The following is a 23,236-nucleotide window of genomic DNA, read 5'->3' as shown; positions in this document are numbered from 1 at the left end:
TCGGGTGGACGATTCCCGTTGCCTTCGACGTCGAGGACGACGTAGTCGAGGTCGTCCCAGCGGCCGGTACTCAAACGTGCTTCTCCTCGATCGTGGGCAGCCCTCGGTCAGGGGCTGCCACGGTTCGGGGTCTGTCCGATAGCTGGTGGGCGGGCCTGGCGTTCTTAGATGTTCGTCGGGTCGATGCGCCCGGCGAAGGTGATGGCGAACGCGTTCAGGGGTCGCTTCCATCGGATGACCCATCGTGCCTGGCCCTTGCCGGTGGGGTCCAGTGACCTGGTGACCAGGTAGAGGCACTTGAGCGCGGCTGCGTCGTTCGGGAAGTGCCCCCGGGCCCGCACCGCACGTCGGTAGCGGGCGTTCAGCGACTCGATCGCGTTCGTGGCGGGAGATGATCTTGCGGATCTCCACGTCGTAGTCCAGGAACGGCACGAACTCGGTCCACGAGTTGCGCCACAGCTGTACGGCGGCCGGGTACTTGCTCTCCCACGCTTCGGCGAACTCGGCCAGCTTCACCGCGGCCTGTTCGGCGTTGATCGCGGTGTAGACCGGCTTGAGGTCACGGGCCATCAAGTCCTGCGTCCTGCCGGGCGGCGTACCGGAACGTGTTCCTGATCAGATGGATCACGCAGGTCTGCACGTGCGCGAGCTCCCAGGTGGTGTTGATCGCCTCGGGCAGGCCCTTAAGCCCGTCGCAGACCACGACGCACACGTCCTCGGTCCCACGGTTCTTGATCTCGGTCAGGACCGACAGCCAGTAGCGAGCGCCCTCGCCGGCCCCGTCCGGGCCGGCCCAGATCCCCAGGATGTCCCGCCGCCCGGCCGTGGTGACACCGATCGCGATGTAGAACGGCTTGTTGCGCACCTGCCCGCCCGTGGACCTTGACGTGGATAGCGTCCAGGAACATCACGGGGTAGACGCGGTCCAGGGGCCGGTTGCGCCACTCGTCCATCTCGGCCACCACCTTGTCGGTGATCCGCGAGACGGTGTCCTTGGACATCTCGGCGCCGTACACCTCGGCAAAGTGCGCCGCGACTTCCCCGGTCGTCAGCCCGCGCGCGGTCAGCGACGGCACGATCTCGTCGATCCCGCTCAGCCGCCGCTGCCGCTTGCGCACGATCCTCGGCTCGAACGTGCCTGCCCGGTCACGCGGCACGTCCACCTCGACGGGGCCGACCTCGGTCAGCACGGTCTTGGACCGGCGCCCGTTGCGCTCGTTCGCGCCGTCGGGCTTCCCGTCCCGATCGGAGTGCTCGTAGCCCAGGTGCTCGGACATCTCCGCCTCCAGCGCGGTCTCCAGCACCTGCTTCGTCAACCCGGACAACACCCCGTCCGGGCCTACCAAGTCGATCCCTTCCTCACGCGACTGGGCCACCAGCCGCCGCGCGAACTCCTGCGTCTCCTGCCCCTCCAGCTCCACGGGCTCAATCTTCTCGGTCATAGTCCTGCCTTCCCGCCAAGCTCACGCTCGGCGTGTCAGGCCAGACCCCACCCACCAGTTATCGGACACTCCCGGACGTGGGCCGCGTTCTGACCGCCGAAAGAGAGATGTGCGGGCCCGTGGCAGACGGTGTGGACGCAACTCACCGTCTGCCACAAGATCAAGTACGAGACTCGGCGGTATGGGGGCGGTCCATGACTTCATCGAAGTAGGGCCAGCCGTCCACTTCGAGGTTCGGTACCGATGGCTGAAGGTCCAGAACAGCGCCCGCAGCGTCGAGCAGGCGTCGAACCGTCCCCGGCTCGTAGAGGTTGAGGCGGGCGCGGTCCGGAAGGCGTATGACCGTGCCAGCCTCGAAGTACCCGTTCGAGATGATGCGGTCCGCGCCTGGAGCAAAGACCAAGGCCAACCGGCGTCGAACGCGCTGCGCCGCTGCCTCGGGGAAGAGTGAAAGCGTCAACCGGCAGTCGGCGTAGTCCGGACTCACTTGCCGCCGGACTGTCCAACGCCAGACGGCCTCGTCGACCACGAGACGGCGGACCCGTCGATCGTTGCGCATCGAGCTAGAGTAGATCCTCGGCCTGGACGAATGGCATCTTGTCCTTGGACGACGCGACGTACTCCATCGGACCTTGAGGAGCCGCACATGCAGTACTGGGATCGCCTTGCGGACCCTGGTGAGTACGAGATCGTCCCTGCCGCTCATCTCCTGCAGATGCCGGGATTCTGGGGTCACCACTGGGACTTCTTCGAGCTGGACGTCGATGACCTGCACGATGCCGATCGCCTCTCGGCTGAAGGCCCCGAGGCGGAACGTGTCGGCAAGGCGACGTTTGACACTGGCTCCGCCTGGCCGGCCTTCCGCCTTCCGATGCAGGACGGCCACGAACTGCAGATCATCTACTCCCATCTGGACGACGACGGCGTCCCTGGTGTCTCCGAGTGCGCTGCCGAATTCCGCTTCGCCCACCCCGGTTGGGACGGCACAGCCCTGTTCGCGGCGATCTCCGGGAACGCCATCGGCCCCGGCTTGCGCTGGCCGGAGGCCGTCGCCATCGCCGACCGGTCACCACGGCGTGGGGCGACCACTGACGACGCTGAGGAAACCGGCCCGACCACGGTCCGAGATCGCCACCTCCGGCTGCTCCTCCTGCTCCCTGCCATCGGCGACCTCGAGGCACCGGCGGTCGAGGCCCGTGAACGGATCGCCGAAGCTCTCGTCGCCGTCGGCCTCTCGGCCGAGACAGCGCCCCTTCTCGTCGAAGCCGTCACCGAAGGGTGGCCGGACAGCCAATGGCACCCGGCGGGACCCGAAGACGACCTGCTCTGGCAGAACACGACCGGTCTGCGTACCACCAAGCAGCTCGGAATCACGCCCGAGCAGGATCGCTTACTTCGGAAAGCCATCGGCATCTGACCCCGATGGGCCGGTTGGTGCGCAGGATATCGACGACCATCAGGCCGCGGACGCCGGGCCTCAGGTACGACGCCAGGGGATGCCGGCTCGCGGACCGCGGCCCCTACGATCGGGCGTGTGCGAGTGTTCGAGAATCTGACTGCCACGCAGCGACCTGCTTGGCCGGAGTTGCAGCGGCTGATGGGCGGGGCTTCGGTCACCGTCGAGATCCTCGCCCCGGATGGGGCGATCAGTCGTCGCACGCTTGAGCAGCTCCAGGTCACGACCGGCTCGTTCCTGGGTGCCGTGGTCGTCCATACCGGCGGGCTCCTGATCGATCATGGCTGGCTGCGTGTCTATGGAAGCCCGTTCCGGGAAGGGCCTGGTCGTTTGCCGGGCTTGGCCGCGGTGAACGACTTCCCGCCGGAGTCGGATGCTGCCTGGTTCCCGGTGTCCGGGCTCGTGGTGGCCCATGATGTTCTGGGTGGTGTCTATGTCCTCAACGGGCACGATCCCGAGGCTGTCGGGAGGCCGGGGAATCCGGGCGAGATGATCTATCTTGCGCCCGACACCCTGCAGTGGGAACGGCTTGAGGCCGGGTATGCGGCGTGGCTCGCGTGGGTGCTGGAGGGTGGTTTGAGCGAGTTCACGGACGGGCTGCGGTGGGACGGTTGGGAGGCCGAGTCCCGCGGTCTCGATGGTGACCGTGGCTTGGCCTTCTTCCCGCCCCTGTGGTCCAAGGAAGCTCACGAGGACCTTGGCGCGACCAGTCGTGTGGTCGTTCCCCTGGCCGAGCTCGTCGGAGTCGCTCGATCCACGGCCGCGCAGTTCGACGGCGTCGACCTCGGTCCGCTCGGGTCGTTCGACGACGCACGTCCGGTCCGGCGGGACGAGACCAGCGAGCTGAACACCTGAACCTCCGCCCCCGACGGGGCACCGTGCCGGTGCCGGCGGTCTACCGTTCGCACCCACCTGGCGAAGCGTGGGCGGGTCCCGATTGATCCACGGTCACCAGCCTCCCGATGGGAGATGCGACCTGGATCCGAGCCGGCCGACACGTTGACCCGGAGCCAGGGCCGCTGATGCCGTGGATCGCGAAGTCGGGCATGTTCACCGCACACGGCTCCGAGCGCCGACCGGTCCGGCGCCTGGCACAAGCAGCACCCCCAAACTGACCTTCGGTAGCACGCTCGCACCGAAGGCGGCCACGAGGCCCGCCGTGAAGGAGAGAGTCTCCGTCTGACCTGACCGCCTCACCGAGAGCCCGGGACGCTCAGTCGCCTCACCCCTCCTCCTGCCCTCTCGCCTGGCCGACGCGTCTGGCGCGCGACGCAGCGACGCGTCCGGGGCCCACGCATCGCCGGTACGGTCCTGGCATGACTTTCACCGGAGCGAGAGGCGAGCGCGAACGACTTGAGGCGGTCGCGCACGAGCACCTCGACCAGAGGACGGCCGCGACGTGGGTCTCGCTCCTTCGGCCAGCTGCGAGGCTTGTTCCGGCCCGTCCCGAGGACCGTGTGGTGGCTCGGCTGGGCGGGAACCCGTGTCTGCCTGACGACGTCGCCTGGCCCGTCTGGGACGGCGTAGGCCCGCTGTCGTTTCTCGGTGAGCTCGACCTGACCGCTCTGCGAGCGAGCGGTGTCGATGCCGGGATCCGGCTGCCAGGTGACGGGCGGCTGGCCTTCTTCTACTACAAGCAGCCCGCGGACGGGCCGTGGCACAGCCCACCCGTGAGGGGCGACGACCCCAGGAGCTGGCCGGGCAGCCGGGTCCTCCAGCTCCCGCCAGACGGGACGGAGCGTTCGGTGCCCGACGACGGATGGATCCACGCCGAGCAGGTCTTGACCGCACGGCAGCGGCTTACCCCCGTCGCCCCCGAGCACCACCGGCTCCGGCAAGCTCTCGGTCTCCCGCTCGACACCAGCCTCGCCGACACCGAGCACCCGATTGCTGCCGAAGCCTTCAGAGAGGCGGTCTGGGACGCGATGAACGGGCACGGGCACCAGGTCGGCGGCTGGGCCGCGGACCCCGTCGAGGGCGTGCCCGAGTACGAGATCGCCACTGGCCAGCTGCGGCACATGGACCAGCCCTGGAGGCTGTCCGACCAGGCCGTTCACGGCGAGGCGGAGCACTGGACCTTGTTGTTCCAGGTCGAGAGTGACTGCAACGACGAGTACCTCTGGGCCGAGACCGCTCAACTGTACTGGTACGCCCGCTACCGAGACCTCGACCGCGGCGAACTCGGCGCTCTCCGCTATACCTGGCAGTGCGCCTGACCGTCCTGGATCCTTCCCGCGACGGCCAATCCGCGGGTTGACACCCCGGACGTGCCCAGACCCCCATGACTGTCATCCTTCCAAGAAGTTCGGTCTCCGGAGACACCGTGGCACGACTCGCCGGCCACTCGGCCAGTCGTGGGACAGCATCTGGAGCCGACGACAGATCGGGCGTCATCGACCCCCGGGGATCATCAGGGCGAGGTTCGCGGGGTTCGCAGGGGGAAGGTGACTCCGGTGAGTTCCTCGGAGACGGCCCACAGGCGGCGTGCCAGGCCGTCGTCCTGGGCCAGCCCCGAGCGGCCGACGAGGGCGGGCGCCCCGCGTCCCTCCTGGAAGCCGCCCGGACCGGCGTAGCTGTTGCCGGGGATGTCCGCGGTGGCCGCGTACAGGGTGGGCAGGGCGCCGTCCTCGTCACTCTGGGCGAGCCGGCCGGTCAGCGACAAGAGCAGCCTTGTCCAGCGACGATCCTCGTTGTGGGCGTGGCCGAGATTCGTGGAGGCGATGCCGGGGTGGGCGGCGGTGGCGATGACCGGTGAGCCGGTGTCGGCCAGGCGCCGCTGGAGCTCGGCCGTGAACAGGAGGTTTGCGAGCTTCGACTGCCCGTAGGCCTGCAACGCCCGGTACGGCTTGCGTTCCCAGTTCAGGTCGTCGAGGTCCAAGGTCCTGGGGATCCTGTGCCCGTTGGACGAGACGGTGACGACCCGTCCCGTGAGACGCGGCAGGAGCAGGTTCGTGAGCGCGAAATGCCCCAGGTGATTGGTGCCGAACTGCAGCTCGAAGCCGTCGGCGGTGCGCACGAGCGGAGGGACCATGACGCCCGCGTTGTTCACGAGGATGTCGACGGGTTCGTCCAGGCCGGCCGCGAATGCCCGGATCGACGTGAGATCGGCGAGGTCGAGATGCCGGACCTCCGTCTCGCCGGTCATCGTCGCGGCGGCAGATCGGCCCTTGCCGACGTCGCGCACCGCGAGCAGGACTCGTGCGCCCTTCGCGGCGAGGGTGCGCGCGGTGACGCGGCCGATACCGCTGTTCGAGCCGGTCACGACGATCGTGCGGCCGGTCATCGGGGGAATGCTGGAAGCAGCGAATGTAGTCACAGGAAACATAGTTGTCGCCGGATACATTGATGTCAATGGCAACATGGCCCGGATATTCTGTGCACGTGCCCGAGACCAGCCCCGAACGCACCGGCGAACGTCCGTACCACCACGGGAACCTCCGCACCGCGCTGCTCGACGCGGCCGAGGCGAGCCTGCGCGAGCACGGCGTGGACCAGCTCTCGCTGCGCGAGCTCGCCCGGCAGGTGGGCGTCAGTCACGCCGCACCACGACGGCACTTCCCGGACCGCCAGGCGTTGCTGGACGCGCTCGCGACAGCAGGGTTCGAGCGGCTGGGCGAGGAGCTGCGCGCAGCGGTCGCGAGTGCCGGGCGGAGCCTCCCTGCCCGGCTCGGGGCGGCCGCGGCGGCGTACAGCCGCTTCGCCACGCGCGACGTCGCGCTCCTCGAACTCATGTTCACCGCCAAGCACCAGCGGGTCAGCGAGCCGGTCGTCGCCGCGGCCGGCGCCGCGCTGACCGTCGTGTTCGATCTCGTCGCGGAGGGGCAGGAGGCCGGTGTGTTCGAGCCCGGGGATCTCTACCAGGTGGGCACCATCCTGTTCGCGACGATCCAGGGCATCGTGACCTTCGTCAACGGCGGACTGGTCCCGCGGGAGATGCGCGACGCGCTCGTGGAGACCGCGGTCGAGCAGTTCCTGCGCGGATCACGCCGGGCCGCTCCCACGTGACGAGTGCTCGGTGAGGTGTGTCTCCTTCGTGCCGCAGCGTCGTCGTCGGGCTGGGCCGGCGCTCCCGGGAGTGCGGTCAAGAGAAAGCCGGTGCTGTGGCATTCCTGGCGACGGAAGCCATGGCCGGAGGTGGGCCGCGTTGGTGAACCGTGACTTCTACCGGGCGCCATGGCCTCCCGAGGTCGGCGCCAACATCTGTGGGGGCGCTAACATCGCCGAAGCGAACCGGCGCCCACGAGAGCGGTCGCCGGGAATGGCTGTTCTGCCCGGTGAGCAGGGCTTCTGTTGTCCCGCTCACCGGAAGTGTGAGCGCTGACACGGGCGACATCAAGCCTGTGGCTGTCATGGGGCGGCGGGAAACCGGCGCGCTCTCGCGCATCCGGTGCGGAATCCTACAGAGAGCGACACACGACCGATGCAGATCTTCGAGACGGGTCCGGACCGCGTCGTCTGGCGCGGAGGTGGTCAGACCCTGGTCGTCCAGGCATGGGGGGCGAGTGCGGTGCGGGTGCGGTGCGCGCCCGGCGGCGACGTCCTCGACACCGACTTCGCCCTGCTCCCGCCAGCGCCCGCGGAGGTGGTGGTCACGGTCGCGGGCGGTGAGGCCCGCCTGGTCGTCGGCGGGCTCGCCGTCGTCCTGCACGCGTGGGACTTCTTCGACGAGCAGGTGGGCTACCAGGTTTACCGGTGTGCGGTCGAGTTCCGTGACGCGGCGGGCAAGGTGCTGCTGCGTGAACTGGAGGCGGGCGGTTCGCTCAAGCTCGACGCCCGTGCCTTTCGCTCGATCCCCGGAGGCGACCACCAGGTCACCGCCGCGTTCGAGCCGGTGCCCGGGGAGAAGCTGTCCGGGATGGGGCAGTACCAGCAGCAGATCGTCGACCTCAAGGGATCCACCTTCGAACTCGCGCATCGCAATTCTCAGGCCAGTGTGCCGTTCGTGGTCTCCAGCGCCGGCTACGGCTTCCTGTGGCACAACCCGGCGATCGGCCGCGCCACGTTCGCCGTCAACCGCACCGAATGGGTCGCCGAGTCGACGAAGCAGCTCGACTACTGGATCACGGCAGGCGACACCCCCGCGGCGATCGCGTCGGCCTACGCCGATGCGACCGGGCACGCGCCGATGATGCCGGAGTACGGGCTGGGCTACTGGCAGTGCAAGCTGCGCTACTGGAACCAGGAGCAGCTGCTGGAGGTCGCGCGGGAGCACAAGCGCCGCGGCCTGCCGATCGATGTCATCGTGGCCGACTTCTTCCACTGGCCGAAGATGGGCGACTACCGGTTCGAGGAGGAGTTCTGGCCGGACCCCCGCGCGATGGTCGACGAACTGGCCGAGCTCGGGATCGAGCTCATGGTCTCGGTCTGGCCTCAGGTCTCGACCGAGTCGGAGAACTTCGCGCTGCTGAAGAAGGAGAACCTGCTGGTCAGCACGGAGCGCGGGATCGACCTGCAGATGGGGTTCCAGGGGCCGAGCGTGTTCGTGGACGCGACCAACCCGCGCGCCCGCGAGGCGGTCTGGGAGATCTGCCGGCGCAACTATCACGACCTGGGGATCAAGCTGTTCTGGCTGGACGAGGCCGAGCCCGAGTACGGCGTCTACGACTTCGACAACTACCGCTACCACCAGGGCTCCAACCTCCAGGTCGGGAACATCTACCCGCAGGCCTTCGCGCGCGCCTTCCACGAGGGTCAGACCGCGGCGGGCCAGTCCCAGGTGGTCAACCTGCTGCGCTGCGCGTGGGCCGGCAGCCAACGCTACGGCGCCCTGGTCTGGTCGGGGGACATCCACTCCACCTACGAGGACCTGCGCCGCCAGATCACGGCGGGCATCCACATGGGCGTGGCCGGGATCCCGTGGTTCACCACCGACATCGGCGGCTTCCACGACGGCGACATCACCGACCCGGACTTCCACGACCTGTTGATCCGCTGGTTCCAGTTCGGGACCTTCTGCCCCGTGATGCGCATGCACGGCGACCGGCGGCCGTATGAGGAGGTCGCCGCCGCCGACGGCACGCCACGCCTGCGCAGCGGCGCGCCGAACGAGCTGTGGAGCTTCGGTCCCGACGTGTACGAGATCCTCGCCAGGTACGTCCGGCTGCGCGAGACCCTTCGCCCCTACACCCGTCGGCTCATGGCCGAGGCGCACCGGGACGGGCAGCCCGTCATGCGCGGCCTGTTCCACGAGTTCCCCGACGACGAGACCTCCTGGGACCTGCCCGACCAGTACCTGTACGGCCCGGACCTGCTTGTCGCACCCGTGGTTCGGCCACACGCCACCAGCCGCGAGGTCTACCTCCCCGCCGGCGCGTCCTGGACCGACCTCCACACCGGCGAGACAACCGGCGGGGGGCGGTGGATCACCGTCACGGCGGAACTGGACGTCGTCCCCGTCTTCGCAAGGGACGGCGCGCTGGCCGAGCTGGTCGGAACCGTCTGACGGGCCGGCGCGCGAGACGGACCTGATCGGCGAGCTGTGACCGACGCACGACGTCCAGCGACGCCGCGTCGTGGTGACCGGCGTTCATCTCGAAGACGTGGTATGTCGGGGTGCGCACGAGTCTCGCCCTGGTCACGGACGAACGTCGAGTAGTGGCGGGCGAGGGAGGCGTACTGCTCGGCCCTCATGTTGCCGCCGCAGCCCCACGTCTCGTTGGCGATGCCCCAGAACGGGACGCGCCACGGCTCGTCCCGGCCGTGCGCGCGGCGCAGCGCGGCCATGCGGGAGTCGTCGGCCCGGGTGAGGTACTCGACCCACTCCGACATCTCCTGCACGGACCCCGAGCCCACGTTCCCCGACACGTAGGGGTCGGCGCCCAGCAGCTCGCACAGGTCGAGGAACTCGTGCGTGCCGAAGGCGTTGTCCTCGACGACGTCGCCCCAGTGGCTGTTCACGATCCGCGGGCGCTGGTCGATCATCCCATCGGCCGAGGCGCTGCGGCTCCTGCAGCGGCAGCCGGAAGACCCCGCGGCCGGGCCGGAGCACGTCGTGGGTGAGGTGCGCCTGGTCATGCGCGGGAGCACCCGTGGCGAGCGGCTGCCTGAGTAGCGGCACCGTCGCACTCCCGTGGTGGGTCCCGGGCGGTCGTGGCGGTCGTGGAGCAGGTGTGCGCGGGATGCCGTGGTGGGGGAGCGGTCCGGCTACCGCGGGTGACGAGCGGGGGCGCCGTCCTGGTACGCCCGGGCGGGAGTATGGGGGTGACCCAGGAATGCCTCGCGCCGGCGGGACCGGCGATGCGTGACCGGGCCCAGGTTCAGGGCTGGACGATCCGGCGGACGGCGAGTTCGACGTCGGCGTCGTCGTGGGGTTGGTTGTCCAGGGCACGGTGGATGGTGATGCCCTCGATCAGCGCGTCCAGGATGCGCGCGGTGGTGGGGTCGAAGCATCGTTCCAGGGCGGCACGGCTGCGGCGCATCCAGGCGTTGGTGAGGGTGCGGTACGCGGGGTCGTGTGCCGCGAGGGTGTAGAGCTCGTGGGTGAGGACGAGTTCACGGGGGTCGGGGAAGACATCGAGCAGGATGGAGTCCACGACTGCTCGGATCCCCGCCTCGTGGTCGCCGGGTGGGACCTGTTCCATGCGTGCGGTCATCCGGTCGGCGACGGTGTCGGCGAAGCGCGCGAACGCCTCGCGCAGGAGTTGGTCACGTCCGGAGAAGTGGTAGGTCATCGACCCGAGAGGGACGCCGGCCGCCGTGGCCACCCGCCGGTGGGAGGTGCCGTCGACCCCGTGGGCTGCGATGACCTCGATGCAGGCGTCGATGATGCGGTCCCGACGCCGGGGGTCGTAGCGGCGGGTGCGGGTGGGCGGGGCGGCCGGTGGGGTCATGGGTCAGATGATCTCGCGAACCGTGCGGGCGGGGTTGCCCACGGCCACCACGCCCGCGGGGATGTCGCGTGTGACGACGGCTCCGGCGCCGATCACGGAGTTGTCACCGATGGTGACGCCGGGGCAGACGATCACGCCGCCGCCGAGCCAGACGTTGTCGCCGATGGTGATCGGCCGGGCGGCCTCGAGCTTGTCGCGGCGTGGTTGCGGGTCGATCGGGTGGGTCGGGGTGAGCAGTTGCACGTGGGGGCCGATCTGGCAGTCGGCGCCGATGGTGATCGGGGCGACGTCGAGCGCGGTCAGACCCATGTTGATGAACGTGCGCGGCCCGATGGTGATGCGGCTGCCGTAGTCCACGTGCACGGGTGCGCGGACGAAGGCGTCCTGTCCTATGGCGCCGAACAGTTCGGCGAGCCGGCTCTGGGCGGCCACGGGGTCCTGGTCGTAGGCCGACCGGAAGGCGGCGGCGCGCCGGACGGCCTGTCTCTGGTCCTCGGCGATGGCGGGGTCGTCGGCGATGTACAGGTCCCCGGCGAGCATGCGTTCGTGGTTGCTGCGGGGATCACCGGTGAAGTGGTCGACACTCATGCGTACGAGCGTACACATCACGACCGGGTGCCGGTGCCGGTGCCGGTGCCGGTGCCGTTCGCCGTGTGCAGGGTCGCGAGGTGCCGTCCCGGCCCTGCCGGAGCAGGGGCCGCGCTGCGCGATCCGGAGCCCGGGTCGCGCAGCGGGAGCTGGCCGCGGATCACGCGCCGGGCGCCTCGCTGCCGACCGGGAGGGCGAGGGTGCTCGGGGCTTGATAGGTCCAGTGGCGGTCGGCGTCGGTGATCTCGCGCAGGACCCGGGCGGGTACTCCGCCGGCCACCACCATCGGGGGAACGTTGGCTGTCACCACCGCTCCCGCGGCGATCACCGAGCCGCGCCCGATCCTCACGCCCGGCATGATCGACACGTGGGACCCCACCCACACGTCGTCCTCGATCACCACCGGCGCGGAGAACTGCTCGCCGTGCGGGCGGGCGGCCGGGTGCAGCGGGTGACCGGCGGTGGCGACGGTGACGTGCGGGGCGAACATCACCCCGTTGCCGATCCTGATCGGTCCGTCGTCCACCAGAGTCAGGCCCGTGTTGGCATACACCCCGTCCCCGACCGTGGTGTGCGCCCCGTAGGCCACGTACAGCGGCGGCTCGACCCACACCCCGTTCCCGACAGCCCCGAACAGCTCTCGCAGCACCCGGTTCCGGCCGGGGGTATCACGCGGCTGCAGCGCGTTGAACTCCCGCGCCAGCTCCTTGCCCCGTACCCGTGACTCCTCCAGTGCCTCCAGTCCCGGCCCCACGTCCTTGTACAGCTCCTGGGCATCCATTCGCCGCCGAACTTCCTGCTCGCGCTCGTCCACCGCAGAACTCCCTCGTGTCGTCCGCCCGCCGGTGCGGGTCCGGTCCTGCTCGACCGGTGCAGCGGGCACCGAGTCGAGTGTACGTTCGTACACAAAGGAACTTACCAGCAGGTAGGCAAGCACTCCGACGATGTGTACGATCGTACGCATGCTTGCGCCTGCCGAACTCCGCCGCGTCCGGATCGCCAACACCGGGCTGTTCGTGCTGACCGGTCTGGCGATCGCGCTGTGGGTCGTCAACATCCCCGCCGTCCAGGCCCGTACCGGCATCTCCAACTCCACGCTCGGGCTGCTCCTGCTGGCCCTGGGCGCAGGCTCGATTGCAGGCATGCAGGCGGCCGGCTGGATCAGTGACCGGTGGGGCAGCCGCCGCACGGCCGGCCTGAGCGTGGCCGTCATCGCCGTGGCCATCAACGGACCCGGCCTGGCGACCACCGCGTGGCACCTGGCGGTCATCCTGCCCCTGCTCGGCGTCGGCACCGGCGCCGTCACGGTGGCCGCCAACGACCAGGCCGTCAAGATCCAGAACGCCTACGGCCGCCCCATCATGTCGGCCTTCCACGGCTACTTCTCCATCGCCGGAGCCGCCGGCGCCGGGCTGGGCGCCCTCTTCCACACGCTCGACATGCCCACCACCGGAGCCCTGGGCACCGCATCCCTCTCCGCAGCGGCGGTCGGTGCGCTCAGCGTGCCACGCCTCCTGGCCCGTGAGGACCTCACCGAGCCTGCGCCACCAGTCCCCGACGGCGTCCCCGAGGCCGACATCACCACCTCCCGGGAAGGCCACACCGCTCACGCCGGCGAACCCTCGGTGCTCGCACCGGCCATCGCCCTGGCCGTCCTGGCTGTCCTGCTCAACCTCGCAGAAGGCACCGCCACCGACTGGAGCGCCGTGCACGCCGTCGAACACCTGCACCGGAGCCAATCCTTCGCAGCCCTGGCCTACGGCACCTTCGCGCTGGCAATGACGATCGGCCGGCTCACCGCCGACCGCTTCGTCGCTCGCCTCGGGCCCGTCGCCGTCGTGCGCGGCGGATCCCTCCTGGCCGGAGCCGGGATCCTGGGCGTGATCCTGTCACCGGACTACCCGCTGACACTGGCCTGCTGGCTGCTGTTCGGTCTCGGCCTGTCGGGCATCGTGCCCCAGTTGTTCACCGCCGCCGGCAACCTGTCGTCCGCGCGCCGCGGAGTGATCCTGTCCCGCGTCGTCGGGCTCGGCTACCTCGGCATGCTCGCCGGACCCGCGGTCATCGGATGGCTGTCCGACGCCGTGGGGATCAACACCGCACTGCTCGCACCCCTGCTGTGCTGCCTCGCAGGCCTGCTCCTGGCCGGCGCCGTCCGCCCCCGAACCGCTGTCCCCGACGAAGCTCCCAAGGTGACGAGCACTGCCTAAGCCCCGACTCGGTCGACGCGATCCTGACCGCGCCGGGCAGGTTCACCGCGATGGCCTCCTGCCCGTCCGGGTGCTCCTGAGGCGGGGTGGCGGCGCGGCTCAGGTCGACTCAGTGCGGCCAGGTGGCGGTGCCGCCGTCGACGCCGAGGGCCATACCGGTGACGTAGCTCGCGCGGTCGCTGAGGAGCCAGGCGGCGGCCTCGGCGATCTCGTCCGGTTGGCCGGGGCGGCCGAGGGCGGCGAGGGAGCTGAGGTGCTCGATGATGCTCGGGTCGCGCTGCTGCCAGGCGACCATCATCTCGGTCATCGTGGCGCCGGGCGCGATGGCGTTGACGCGGACCCTGTCGCGGCCGTATTCGGCTGCGGCGGCGCGGCTCAGCGCGATGACGGCAGCCTTCGTCGCTCCGTACACGCTCTGCCCGGCAGCGCCGAAGGTGCCTCCGATGCTGCTGATGTTGACGATCGAACCACCAGGGGCGCCCTGCGAGGTCATCGCCTTCAGCTCGGCGCGCATCGCCAGCCACACGCCTTTGAAGTTGGTCTCCAGGACGGAGTCGAAGGTCTCGTCGGTGACCTCGGCGAGACGGCCGCCACCCTGGGTGCGGCCCGCGTTGTTCAGTGCGCCGTCGAGGCGCCCCCACCTCTCGACCGCGGCGGCGACGGCTCGTTGCAGGTCTTCGGCGTTGGTGGTGTCGGCCTGAACGGCGAGGACGTTGCCTCCGTGGGCGGTGATGCTCGCGGCGACGCGGTCAAGTTCGGCCTTGCGGCGGGCGGTGATGACGAGGTTCGCGCCCTCGCGGGCGAACAGGTGCGCGGCGGACTCGCCGATACCGGACGAGGCGCCGGTAATGAGGATCGTCTTGTCTGTGAGCAGGTCGGTCATGAGTGTTGCTCCGTGGAGAGGGTTCTTGCTTGCTTCGGCCGGATCGAGAAGGAGTCAGCCGTGTGCCTGGCCGGTGACGAAACCGGCACGCAGTAGCGCGCCGGTTCGTTCGACCGGGGTTGGCGGCGCGACCGATGTCGGGTACATCGCCCCGAACGGCACATCGACCACCGCGCGGACCGGTTCCGGCCGGTCGCCGAAGTGGTGGTGGAGCGACGGGCGCGCCCTCCGTGGTATCGCTCCAGACCATAGCATCGCCACAGTCGCTCATCCGGGATCCCTGCGGTCTGTTTTCGCAGGTCACGTTCGGGCATCGTGTGAGGCGGGCGGGCTGCCCGGGACGTGCCTCCCGGAGTGTGCCGGTCAGGCGTCGCCGGCCAGGACGCGCCGGGCCTCGCGACCGGTGTCCTTCGTGTTGTTCACGAGGCCCCGGGAGCCGTTGAGCTTCGCTTCGATGTGCTCGCCGACGGTGATGGGGCCGTACAGCTCGGTATCGCCCTCGGCGACGCATCCGGGGAGTGTCGTGATCACCGCGTCGACATTGCCGTCGAGGAAGAACGCGGCCGACCGGCGCCGCCTGATGCGGCCGTCGATCACCGGGGGCTTCACGCGGTGCAGCGTCGACTTCCACTGCTCGTTCGTCCAGCGCGCCGTCAGGTCGCCGAGGTTGACGAGCAGGGCGCCGGGCAGTGGTGAGACATCGTTCCAGCCGCCGTCGGCGTCCAGGACCTGGAGCCCCTTGACGTCGTCGGCCCACAAGAGCGTCACGATGCCGAAGTCGGTGTGCTCGCCCATGCCGATGAGATCACCGTCGAGTTCGACCCGCTCACCCTCGGGGAGGGCGTAGTTGTTCATCCGCAGGACGTCGAGCGAGTGGTCGGTGTACGCGTCGAAGTGCCCGGCCGGCAGGCCGAGAGCGTCGGTGAAGATCCGCATCATGACGCGGGCCACGGATCGGGCGTGTGACATCCACAGCTCGACGTCGTCCTGGAACGTGTCGCTCTCGGCGGGCCAGATGTTCTCGGGGTACATGCGGGGGTCGAGGCCGGCGCCGGGGTAGTCGGTGGTGGTGGCGCCGAGGTTGAAGGCCTCGAAGAAGTCGTTCATGCGCTCGGCCTTCTCGACGCCCAGGCTGAGGCTGAGGCGCTCGGACCTGGGCGGGCTGTACCCGCGGTTGACGCCGGCGGGGGCCCGGTACTGCTTCTTGACGTCGAGTGGCAGCTCGAAGAACCGGTCACTCGCGCGCCCGAGGCGGGCCCACGCCTCGAGCGGGATCCCATGCCCGAGGATCTGCATGAAGCCGACCGTGCGGGCCGCCTCGTCGACCTGACAAGCGACGTCGGCTCGCTCGGCGTCGGTGCCGTTCGCGATGTAGGGAGTGATGTCGATCGCGGGGACGTGGAATGCGGGCATGCGAGTCTCCTTCGGTGTTCGGATACCTTCGGTCCTGTCCCGGGCGACCGCCCGGGGCCAAGGTGATAGGTATTGGTTATCACTATGGGCCAGGATCGAGCCGTGGGGGTTAAGCCGGTGTTACAGCATCCGGAGGTCGCGGCCGACGTTCGTGCGGCGGTGGGGCGAGCCGTGCGGCGTGCGCGCGAGGCGGCGGGGCTCTCGATGCGTGCCCTGGCGCGGGCGGGCGGGATGAGCCAGCCGTTCCTCAGCCAGGTCGAGAAGGGCGAGACGAGCCCCTCGCTGTCGAGCCTCTACCGGCTGGCTCATGCGCTCGGTGTGCCGCCGAGCCAGCTCATGCCGGCGGTGGCGGCGCCGCGCGGGGTGTCCGTCCTGCGCCAGGGGGACGGTCAGGAGCTGGCCGTGTCCGACGTGCCGGGAGCGGCAAGAGGCAGGCTCCTGTCCGGCGGCGCCGGGCACCTGCTCGAGGTGGTGGAGTACGACATCGAGCCCGGCGCCGATCTCGGGGACTGGTTCGAGTCCGACGGCGAGATGACCGTCTACGTGATGGGCGGCGAGCTCGAGGTCACCCTGGAGCACGAGGGCTCCTGGCGGCTCGGTGCGGGCGAAGCGATCAGCCACCCGGCAGGTATCCGGCACCGCTGGGCGGTGGCCGGCGACACGGGGGCTCGCGTCCTGCTGTCGGTCGCGCACACGCATCCGGCGGTCGCCCGCCGGTAGGGCCGGCGGGGGCGTCCGCAGTGCCGGCCGCCCGGCACCGATCCGAGCCGAGCGAAGGGCAGATCCGCCGGCGGCGTGGTGCCCGTGGCCGGGATGCCGCCCCGCGGCGGGACCGTTCCACGATGTCGTGGAACATCGCAGCTCACGCCAGTTCGACGTGGTCGGCCTGCGGTCCCCGGTCGCTCTGGCGCACCTTGTACCGGACCCGGTCACCCTCCTCCAGGAAATCGGTGCCCTGCACGACCGACACGTGCACGAACAGGTCCGCGCCCCCGGCATCGGGGGTGATGAAGCCGAAACCGCGCTCCGCGTCGTAGCGCGCGACGGTGCCCTCACCTGCTCGCACGGGCCGGTTCGATGCCGCAGGACGGCCCGACCGACCGCGGTCCGCGGCCGCGCGCCCACTCCCGGAGCCGCGCACGAGCTGCACGTTGCGGGCATTCGGCCCCTTGTCGGTCTCGACGACGTCATACGTCACACGTGCACCCTCGGAAAGCTCGGTCACACCGGGGCCGAGCGCCCGGACGTGGACGAAGACGTCCTCGCCGCCCGAGTCGGGAGTGACGAACCCGAAACCCTTGGCGTCGTCGTACCAGGACACCGTGCCGTCCGCGCCGTCCGAGGGCACGGCATGCCGGGCAGCCTGCGCCCCCAGCGGTAGCAGGTGGTCCGCCTGCGGCCCCTTCTCGCCGTCGACGACGAGGAACGCCACGCGCTGCCCCTCCGAGATCACGCCGCCGGTGACGACGGCCGAGCTGTGCACGAAGATCTCGCCGCGACCGTCGTCGGGCGTGACGAAGCCGTATCCCTTGGCCGGCTCGTACCAGGTGACGGTGCCGAGCACACCCACGGGCGCGTCGGCGGCCCGGTCGCCCGTGACGCGGACACGGCGCGCCTGCGGGCCACGCTCGCCCTCGCCCACCTCGAACTCGACGGCCTGCCCCTCGCGGAGGAGCTTCGGTCCGTCGCCGCCGACGATCTCGGACGCATGCACGAACAGGTCCTCGGCCTCGTTCCCGACGTCGATGAAGCCGAACCCACGGTCGGCGTCGAACCATCGGACAGTTCCCTGGGGCACTTCAGACTCCTCGTCTCGACAGACATTGCTGTGTCCAGTGTCCCCGACAGAACCCCCGGGTGGGTCCAGCAGCTCTCCTGCCGGCGGCGCGGCGGGAAGGCGGCGACCCGAACACGGCCCATCGCCTACACGAGGGCCGGGGCTCGGTCGGCGGACGTGTCGCGCAGCAGGACGGCGTCCTGGCTGGGCGGCAGGCCGAACTGGCGCCGGTACTCACGGCTGAACTGCGACGGGCTGTCGTAGCCGACCCGCAGCCCGACGCCGGTCACGTCGCCGGGGCGCGTGGCGAGCAGCAGCCGTGCCTCCTGGAGCCGGATCCGTTTCTGGAACTGGATGGGGCTCATCGCTGTGACGGCCTGGAAGTTCCGGTAGAACGCCGAGACGCTCATGCCCGACAGCGCCGCCACGTCCTGGACACGAAAGGGCTGGGCGTAGTGCTCGCGGATCCACCGGACGGCCCGGGCGACGTGGGCGAGGCCGCTGTCGGCAAGGCCGAGCTGACGCACAGTGGCGCCCTGCTCCCCGGTGATCAGCCGCCAGAGGATCTCGCGCTTGACGAGCGGTGCCAGGACCGCGGCGTCGCGTGGGCTCTCGAGCAGCCGCAGCAGTCGCACGACGGCGTCGACGAGGGGCGCGGAGGCATCGCTGACCACCATGCCGGCAGGGGCCGCGGCGCCGGTCGGAGGGAGGTCGCCGGGTCCGGCCTGCAGCAGGAGCTCCGCGATCAGCGCCGGCCGCAGGACGAGCCCGAAGCCGAGCGCCGGCTCGCCGGGGCGAGCCCTCGTGAAGAGCCCGGTCACCGGCAGGTCGACGGATGCCACCAGGTACTGCCCGGCACCGTACTCGTACACGCGGTCCCCGAGCGCTATCCGCTTCGAGCCCTGGGCGATCAGCGCCATGACTACGCCTGACATGGACGGCGCGGGCGGCGCGGTGCGCTGCACCGCCGAGACCAGGACGTCGTCCAGCGCCGTCGCACTGCTGTCCCGCCGTGCGTGCCGGGCGAGCAGCGTGCGTAGCTCTTCGAGGTCCACAGCGCTCATGCCCCCGATCATGGCACATTCACGATGCTCGCCGTGTCGAGAGGATTGTGCAAGCCGCCGGGACGATCGGTCTGTCGGCGGGGAGGGCCTGCGCGGTGTGATGGACACACAGCACACGGGCTCCCAGGAGCCCCCGCACCGAGGAGCCCCACATGACCGTCCGCCACGGATTCCAGGCCACCATGACCGCGCAGCCCGGCAAGGGCGACGCCCTGGTCGAGATGCTGCTGCACGCCCCGTCGCTGTCCCGCGACGACTGCCCCGTCTTCCTGATCAGCCGCTCGGCGGGCAACGCCGATGTCGTGCACGTCACCGAGGGCTGGACCTCCGAGGAGGCCCACACCGCGTTCTTCGCGAGCGCCGAGGCGCAGGCCCTCGTCGCCGAGCTGCAGGAGCTGCTGGCGGGGGAGTCCGGGTACACCGACCAGGTGCCCGTCGGCGGCAAGGCCGAGTTCTGAGCCGCGGGCCCCGCCGGAGCGGCCGAGCCCGCCGACGATCCCGAACCCTGACCGAGAGGAACATGCCATGACGACCATCCGCCCCGAGATCGATCCCGAGCTGCGGCCGCTGCTCGACCTCCTGCCCGCCGCGGCCCTGAGCAGCGCCACGCTGCCACAGGTGCGCGACCTCGCCGTGCCCACGGCGGAGAGCGTCGACAGCCTGCTCACGGCCGGGCGTGCCGTCGACCGGCGCGACGTCGGGGTCACCGCACCGGACGGGGCGCCGGTCCCGCTGACCGTCCTGAGCCCGCCGGGCCTGGACCGCTCGACCCCTGTGCCCTGTGTCTACTGGGTGCACGGTGGCGGGATGGTGATGGGGGACCGGTTCTCGAACATCGACATCCCGCTGGAGTGGCTCGACCAGCTCGGCGTCGTGGTGGTGACCGTGGACTACCGGCTGGCGCCGGAGGCGACCGGCACAACGCTGGTGGAGGACTGCTTCCGAGGGCTGACCTGGGTCGCCGAGCATGCCGCCGACCTGGGCGTGGACCCGGCCCGGCTCGTCGTGGCAGGGACCAGCGCGGGAGGTGGCCTCGCCGCGGGCGTCACCCTGCTCGCGCGGGATCGCGGGGCGCCTGCCGTCGCCGCGCAGGTGCTGGTCTGCCCCATGCTCGACCATCGCAACGACACCGGCTCGAGCCACCAGTTCGCCGAGGGCCCCGCCACCTGGAGCCGGGCCATGAACGCGTTCGGCTGGCGGTCCGTGCTGGGCGACGGGCCGGCGACCGAGGTGTCGCCGTACGTGTCGCCGGCCCGGGCCGACGACCTGTCCGGCCTGCCGCCCACCTACGTCGACGTCGGCTCGGCCGAGGTGTTCCGGGACGAGGACGTCAGCTACGCGAACGGGATCTGGGCGGCGGGGGGCCAGGCGGAGCTGCACGTGTGGGCCGGGGGCTTCCACGGCTTCGACGCGCTCGTGCCCGAGGCGCGGGTCTCGACGGCGGCGCGGCGGACACGGACCGACTGGCTCGGCCGGGTGCTGGGGACGAGGAGTGCCTCATGACGGTGCGGGAGGCGCCGGGTATACGGCCCGGGCGCACCGACGGTTCCGAGAGGCATCGAGGATGCCGAACTGGACCGACATGTGACGGCCGCGAGGGTTCCCTCTCGGGGGCTCGCCACGCTCTCCGGTCGGTGGTCACCTGCCGTCGCGGGGCGCAGGTGGGCCTGTGTTCGTTGAGCCTTACCATCCTTGCGCGAACCGGCCCGGTCGTGTGGAGTCGCCTCATGACGACCGCCGCAGCTGATGTGGACCTGCACGCAGACGAGCCGCACCGCGGTGGGATCGCGCAACGGTTGAACTGGCTGCGCGCCGGTGTTCTCGGCGCCAACGACGGGATCGTGTCGGTCGCTGCGATCGTGGTCGGCGTCGCCGGCGCGACCAGCGTGATCCCTCCCATTCTCACCGCCGGGCTCGCGGGCCTGATCGGAGGCGCGATCTCCATGGCGCTGGGCGAGTACGTGTCGGTCAGCAGCCAGAGCGACAGCGAGCGGGCGCTGATCGCCAAGGAACGACAAGAGCTGGCCGACATGCCTGAGGAGGAGCTCGAGGAACTCGCCGGCCTGTATCGGGCCAGAGGGCTCAGCGAGGACACCGCCCGCCAGGTCGCGATCGAGCTGACCGCGCACGATGCGCTCGGCGCCCACCTCGCGGCCGAGCTGAACATCGACGAGCACGACGTGGTCAGCCCGTGGCATGCCGCGTTCGCGTCCGCCGTGGCGTTCACGATCGGCGCGATCCTCCCCATGCTCGCGATCCTGCTGCCCCCGCCCGCCCTGCGCGTGCCCGTCACGTTCGCCGCCGTGCTCATCGCCCTCGCCGTCACCGGCGCGATCTCCGCACACATCGGCGGCAGCTCGAAGACCCGCGCGATCATCCGTGTGGTGACAGGAGGCGCGCTCGCGCTGGCCGCGACCTACACCGCCGGGGCCCTGCTGGGAACATCGGGCATCGTCTGAGACATCGAGACCGGCGTGGGTGCCGGCCGAGACCTGGTGCTCCCCGCGCTCGCGGGATGATCCGGTGGTTCCGGCGGACGTACGGTTGCGCCGGCCAGCCACTTCTACGCCACCGCATTCTCCTGGCGTGAGGCGCCGCCACAGGTCACACCACCGAAGGTGCGACGGAGTCCGATGACCGGTCGGTGGGTCGCCAGTATCGCGTCATGGCCGGGATGCCCGTGCGAGCGTCGCGGTGATCTGTTCGACGGCTACGGCGACACCGTCCTCGGCGTTGATCGTTGCGCCGACGCCTTCGGCGGTGGAGCGGATCTGGGGGTCGGTGACCGCGGCGCTGATCGCGGCCGCGAGGCGGTCGGCGGTCAGGCCCTTCTGCGGTACCGGAGAAGGGCCCGCACCGAGGTCTGCGACACGAGCACCCCAGAAGAACTGGTCGACGATGAACGGACACACCACGGTCGGCCTCCCGGCGCGCAGACCGGCCGCGGTGGTCCCGGCGCCGCCGTGGTGGACCACCGCCGACACGCGAGGAAAGATCCACTCGTGCGGCGCCTCGGAAATGGCGAGCACGGTATCGGGCAGGTCCGCGGTGTCGAGGCCTCCCCAGCCCGAGGCGAGGACGCCACGGACGCCGGCCTGCCGCAGCGCAGCGACCACCTCCCGCGTGACCTTCCGCGGGTCGCGACCGGCCATGCTGCCGAACCCGACGTAGACCGGCGGGTCGCCCTGATCGAGGAAGTCCACCAGGTTCTGCGGCGGCGTCCAGGCGCCGTCGTCATCGAGGAACCAGTACCCGGTGAGTCGAGCATGCGAAGGCCAGTCGGCAGGGCGGGGCAGCACCTGCTCGCTGATGGCATGCATGACCTCGATGGGGGTGCCGTCCGGCATCCGCGTCATCATGGCGGCGTCCTTGACCGGCGCGAGCCCCAGATCATCGGTGCGAAACCGGTTGGCCGTCTTCTCGTACTGCTTGTAGCCGGCAGCGACCACCGAGTACGTCATCCGGTTGTAGCGGGAGCCGAACGGTAGACGAGGCATTCCGAGGACAGGGAAGTCGCCTGTCGGGACGACGGCCGGAACCGGCAGCGCCTCGACCGCGGGAACGCCCAGCGCCTCGGCCACATGGGGGCCGGCGAGGGCCTTGGGGTGGTAGATCACGAGCCCTGGTTCGACGATCTGCGCCGCACGCCATACGTCGCGGAGCAGTCGCTCGTTGATCGGGCCTGCCTGTTTCGCGAGGGCGATGTTCGTCCTGATCGCGCCCAGTGCGCCGTGGGATTCCTCCATGGCGCTGCGCCCGGCGTCGGAGTCGAGCAGCCTGAGGATGTCGTCGCTGAGCGGCTCGAACGCGATGCCGTTGGCGGTCACGAACGACTCGAACCGGGCACATGTCGCGATGGTGGGTTCGTGCCCGGCAGCTCGCAGTCCTCGGGCGAGCGCGACGTACGGTTGCACGTCACCGCGCGACCCGACGGTCGCGATCAGCACCCTTGTCATGACATCTCCTCCTGCGGGCCGGTGCCCGCGACCGTGCTGCTCGGGTGGGTGCTCGCTTCGCTCGTGCGGAACTCCTCCATCAGCGCTGGTACCCGTTCGATCATGAACGCGTAGAAGTCGCGGCTGTGCCGCAGCCGCTGTGCGCGGGCCTCGTCGTCGCCGACCAGGTCGAGCCCACGCTGCAGCACCTCAAGGAAGGTGCGCATCTTCGCAGTGGGGTCGATCGCGCGGGCAAACGCGTCGTCGTGGATCTCGTAGGCATGGCCGCGCCCCGATGCGGGAACACGCCGTACCAGGCCCGACTGCTCGAGCGCGCGCATGCCGGTCGACACCGATGCCTTGGAGAGCCCGACGGCATCGCACAGCTGCGTGATGGTCTGCGCTCGTGGTTCACAGATCAGGAGCCACCCGAGGAGGGTGCCGAACGACGGCGTCGTTCCCATCTGGGTGAGTGCGACGCCGACCTCCTCGGCGTAGCGACGCGAAGCTTCCTCGTCCATAAGATTCTTCCCGTATGTTCAGAATGTTTTGAACACCATAGCATCCAGAGGTTGCCGGCCGTACCGACCGGAGAAACCATCGTCGCCTCCTGGCACCCGGGGCCGGGTCGCTCGGAAG

23 protein-coding genes and 2 pseudogenes are annotated in these 23,236 nt (G+C 70.2%); 11 read left to right on the top strand and 14 right to left on the bottom strand.

What is annotated here, in order from left to right; genetic code table 11:
* Positions 1 to 164 precede the first annotated feature (164 nt).
* Both HGK34_RS12920 and HGK34_RS12915 read right to left on the bottom strand, forming a co-directional pair.
* Positions 165 to 1,442, bottom strand: a pseudogene (locus HGK34_RS12920) (IS256 family transposase).
* A 160-nt stretch (positions 1,443 to 1,602) separates the two neighbouring features.
* The gene (locus HGK34_RS12915) at positions 1,603 to 2,001 is read right to left on the bottom strand and encodes a hypothetical protein (protein WP_201847930.1); all 399 of its coding nucleotides are present in this window, start codon (positions 1,999 to 2,001) and stop codon (positions 1,603 to 1,605) included.
* Positions 2,002 to 2,157: 156 nt separating this feature from the next.
* Between HGK34_RS12915 and HGK34_RS12910 the strand changes: the two genes are divergently transcribed.
* The 3 genes from HGK34_RS12910 to HGK34_RS12900 all read left to right on the top strand — a co-directional run bounded on the left by HGK34_RS12910 (position 2,158) and on the right by HGK34_RS12900 (position 5,114).
* A complete protein-coding gene (locus HGK34_RS12910; protein WP_201847928.1) occupies positions 2,158 to 2,859 on the top strand; it encodes a hypothetical protein in 702 nt (233 codons plus the stop codon).
* A gap of 117 nt (positions 2,860 to 2,976) precedes the next feature.
* Positions 2,977 to 3,753: a DUF2625 family protein gene (locus tag HGK34_RS12905; RefSeq protein ID WP_201847926.1), complete on the top strand. Its 777-nt coding sequence runs from the start codon at positions 2,977 to 2,979 to the stop codon at positions 3,751 to 3,753.
* 461 nt (positions 3,754 to 4,214) lie between these two features.
* Positions 4,215 to 5,114 (top strand): DUF1963 domain-containing protein, encoded by a 900-nt coding sequence (locus HGK34_RS12900; protein ID WP_201847925.1) that lies wholly within the window; start codon positions 4,215 to 4,217, stop codon positions 5,112 to 5,114.
* Between the two features lie 194 nt (positions 5,115 to 5,308).
* On the opposite strand, the gene HGK34_RS12895 is transcribed toward HGK34_RS12900, so the two are convergent.
* Positions 5,309 to 6,223, bottom strand: a complete 915-nt coding sequence (locus HGK34_RS12895; RefSeq protein ID WP_201847923.1) for an oxidoreductase — start codon at positions 6,221 to 6,223, stop codon at positions 5,309 to 5,311.
* A 56-nt stretch (positions 6,224 to 6,279) separates the two neighbouring features.
* Here HGK34_RS12895 and HGK34_RS12890 point away from each other — a divergent pair, with 56 nt between their 5' ends.
* Both HGK34_RS12890 and HGK34_RS12885 read left to right on the top strand, forming a co-directional pair.
* Positions 6,280 to 6,903, top strand: a complete 624-nt coding sequence (locus tag HGK34_RS12890; protein WP_307815940.1) for a TetR/AcrR family transcriptional regulator — start codon at positions 6,280 to 6,282, stop codon at positions 6,901 to 6,903.
* A 415-nt stretch (positions 6,904 to 7,318) separates the two neighbouring features.
* Positions 7,319 to 9,340 (top strand): glycoside hydrolase family 31 protein, encoded by a 2,022-nt coding sequence (locus HGK34_RS12885; protein ID WP_201847919.1) that lies wholly within the window; start codon positions 7,319 to 7,321, stop codon positions 9,338 to 9,340.
* Positions 9,341 to 9,465: 125 nt separating this feature from the next.
* On the opposite strand, the pseudogene HGK34_RS22755 reads toward HGK34_RS12885, so the two are convergent.
* Positions 9,466 to 9,822, bottom strand: a pseudogene (locus HGK34_RS22755) (alpha-L-arabinofuranosidase family protein); the annotation flags it as partial.
* Here HGK34_RS22755 and HGK34_RS12880 point away from each other — a divergent pair.
* Complete coding sequence (locus tag HGK34_RS12880; RefSeq protein ID WP_201847916.1) at positions 9,749 to 9,949, top strand: hypothetical protein; 201 nt, start codon at positions 9,749 to 9,751, stop codon at positions 9,947 to 9,949. The pseudogene HGK34_RS22755 and the gene HGK34_RS12880 overlap by 74 nt on opposite strands.
* 205 nt (positions 9,950 to 10,154) lie before the next feature.
* On the opposite strand, the gene HGK34_RS12875 is transcribed toward HGK34_RS12880, so the two are convergent.
* The 4 genes from HGK34_RS12875 to HGK34_RS12860 are packed head-to-tail and all read right to left on the bottom strand — an operon-like array spanning position 10,155 to position 12,198.
* Positions 10,155 to 10,727, bottom strand: a complete 573-nt coding sequence (locus HGK34_RS12875; protein ID WP_201847914.1) for a TetR/AcrR family transcriptional regulator — start codon at positions 10,725 to 10,727, stop codon at positions 10,155 to 10,157.
* A 3-nt stretch (positions 10,728 to 10,730) separates the two neighbouring features.
* Entirely contained in the window at positions 10,731 to 11,315 is a 585-nt protein-coding gene (locus HGK34_RS12870; protein ID WP_201847912.1) for a sugar O-acetyltransferase, read from the bottom strand.
* A gap of 17 nt (positions 11,316 to 11,332) precedes the next feature.
* Positions 11,333 to 11,479 carry a hypothetical protein gene (locus tag HGK34_RS12865; RefSeq protein ID WP_201847910.1) on the bottom strand — a complete coding sequence of 49 codons (147 nt, stop codon included), beginning with the start codon at positions 11,477 to 11,479 and terminating at the stop codon, positions 11,333 to 11,335.
* Positions 11,476 to 12,198 (bottom strand): sugar O-acetyltransferase, encoded by a 723-nt coding sequence (locus HGK34_RS12860; protein WP_307815938.1) that lies wholly within the window; start codon positions 12,196 to 12,198, stop codon positions 11,476 to 11,478. Before HGK34_RS12860 ends, HGK34_RS12865 begins: the two co-directional genes overlap by 4 nt.
* 79 nt (positions 12,199 to 12,277) lie before the next feature.
* Here HGK34_RS12860 and HGK34_RS12855 point away from each other — a divergent pair, with 79 nt between their 5' ends.
* Positions 12,278 to 13,525 carry an MFS transporter gene (locus HGK34_RS12855; RefSeq protein ID WP_201847907.1) on the top strand — a complete coding sequence of 416 codons (1,248 nt, stop codon included), beginning with the start codon at positions 12,278 to 12,280 and terminating at the stop codon, positions 13,523 to 13,525.
* Positions 13,526 to 13,634: 109 nt separating this feature from the next.
* Here the strand turns inward: HGK34_RS12855 and HGK34_RS12850 are convergent, their stop codons facing one another.
* Positions 13,635 to 14,408, bottom strand: a complete 774-nt coding sequence (locus HGK34_RS12850) for an SDR family NAD(P)-dependent oxidoreductase (RefSeq protein ID WP_201847905.1) — start codon at positions 14,406 to 14,408, stop codon at positions 13,635 to 13,637.
* Positions 14,409 to 14,771: 363 nt separating this feature from the next.
* Positions 14,772 to 15,821 carry an isopenicillin N synthase family dioxygenase gene (locus HGK34_RS12845; RefSeq protein ID WP_201847903.1) on the bottom strand — a complete coding sequence of 350 codons (1,050 nt, stop codon included), beginning with the start codon at positions 15,819 to 15,821 and terminating at the stop codon, positions 14,772 to 14,774.
* 117 nt (positions 15,822 to 15,938) lie between these two features.
* Between HGK34_RS12845 and HGK34_RS12840 the strand changes: the two genes are divergently transcribed.
* A complete protein-coding gene (locus HGK34_RS12840; protein ID WP_201847901.1) occupies positions 15,939 to 16,541 on the top strand; it encodes a helix-turn-helix domain-containing protein in 603 nt (200 codons plus the stop codon).
* A 142-nt stretch (positions 16,542 to 16,683) separates the two neighbouring features.
* Here the strand turns inward: HGK34_RS12840 and HGK34_RS23245 are convergent, their stop codons facing one another.
* A complete protein-coding gene (locus HGK34_RS23245; RefSeq protein WP_201847899.1) occupies positions 16,684 to 17,619 on the bottom strand; it encodes a cold-shock protein in 936 nt (311 codons plus the stop codon).
* Between the two features lie 125 nt (positions 17,620 to 17,744).
* Positions 17,745 to 18,662, bottom strand: coding sequence for an AraC family transcriptional regulator (locus HGK34_RS12830; RefSeq protein ID WP_207193419.1), 918 nt, complete (start codon positions 18,660 to 18,662; stop codon positions 17,745 to 17,747).
* Positions 18,663 to 18,814: 152 nt separating this feature from the next.
* On the opposite strand from HGK34_RS12830, the gene HGK34_RS12825 reads away from it, so the two are divergent.
* From HGK34_RS12825 to HGK34_RS12815, 3 genes are all read left to right on the top strand, one after another.
* On the top strand, positions 18,815 to 19,120 hold the full coding sequence (locus tag HGK34_RS12825) for a putative quinol monooxygenase (protein WP_201847897.1): 306 nt from the start codon (positions 18,815 to 18,817) through the stop codon (positions 19,118 to 19,120).
* Positions 19,121 to 19,187: 67 nt separating this feature from the next.
* Positions 19,188 to 20,165 carry an alpha/beta hydrolase gene (locus HGK34_RS12820; RefSeq protein ID WP_201847895.1) on the top strand — a complete coding sequence of 326 codons (978 nt, stop codon included), beginning with the start codon at positions 19,188 to 19,190 and terminating at the stop codon, positions 20,163 to 20,165.
* 224 nt (positions 20,166 to 20,389) lie between these two features.
* Positions 20,390 to 21,121, top strand: coding sequence for a VIT1/CCC1 transporter family protein (locus tag HGK34_RS12815; RefSeq protein WP_201847893.1), 732 nt, complete (start codon positions 20,390 to 20,392; stop codon positions 21,119 to 21,121).
* 204 nt (positions 21,122 to 21,325) lie between these two features.
* On the opposite strand, the gene HGK34_RS12810 is transcribed toward HGK34_RS12815, so the two are convergent.
* Positions 21,326 to 22,618 (bottom strand): glycosyltransferase, encoded by a 1,293-nt coding sequence (locus HGK34_RS12810; RefSeq protein ID WP_201847890.1) that lies wholly within the window; start codon positions 22,616 to 22,618, stop codon positions 21,326 to 21,328.
* On the bottom strand, positions 22,615 to 23,118 hold the full coding sequence (locus HGK34_RS12805; protein ID WP_201847888.1) for a GbsR/MarR family transcriptional regulator: 504 nt from the start codon (positions 23,116 to 23,118) through the stop codon (positions 22,615 to 22,617). Before HGK34_RS12805 ends, HGK34_RS12810 begins: the two co-directional genes overlap by 4 nt.
* Between the last annotated feature and the right edge of the window lie 118 nt (positions 23,119 to 23,236).

Source organism: Myceligenerans indicum (assembly GCF_016742955.1).
Taxonomy (GTDB): Bacteria; Actinomycetota; Actinomycetes; order Actinomycetales; family Cellulomonadaceae; genus Myceligenerans; species Myceligenerans indicum.
Note: the sequence above shows the minus strand (reverse complement) of the source record. Positions and strands in the feature narration are given on the sequence as shown.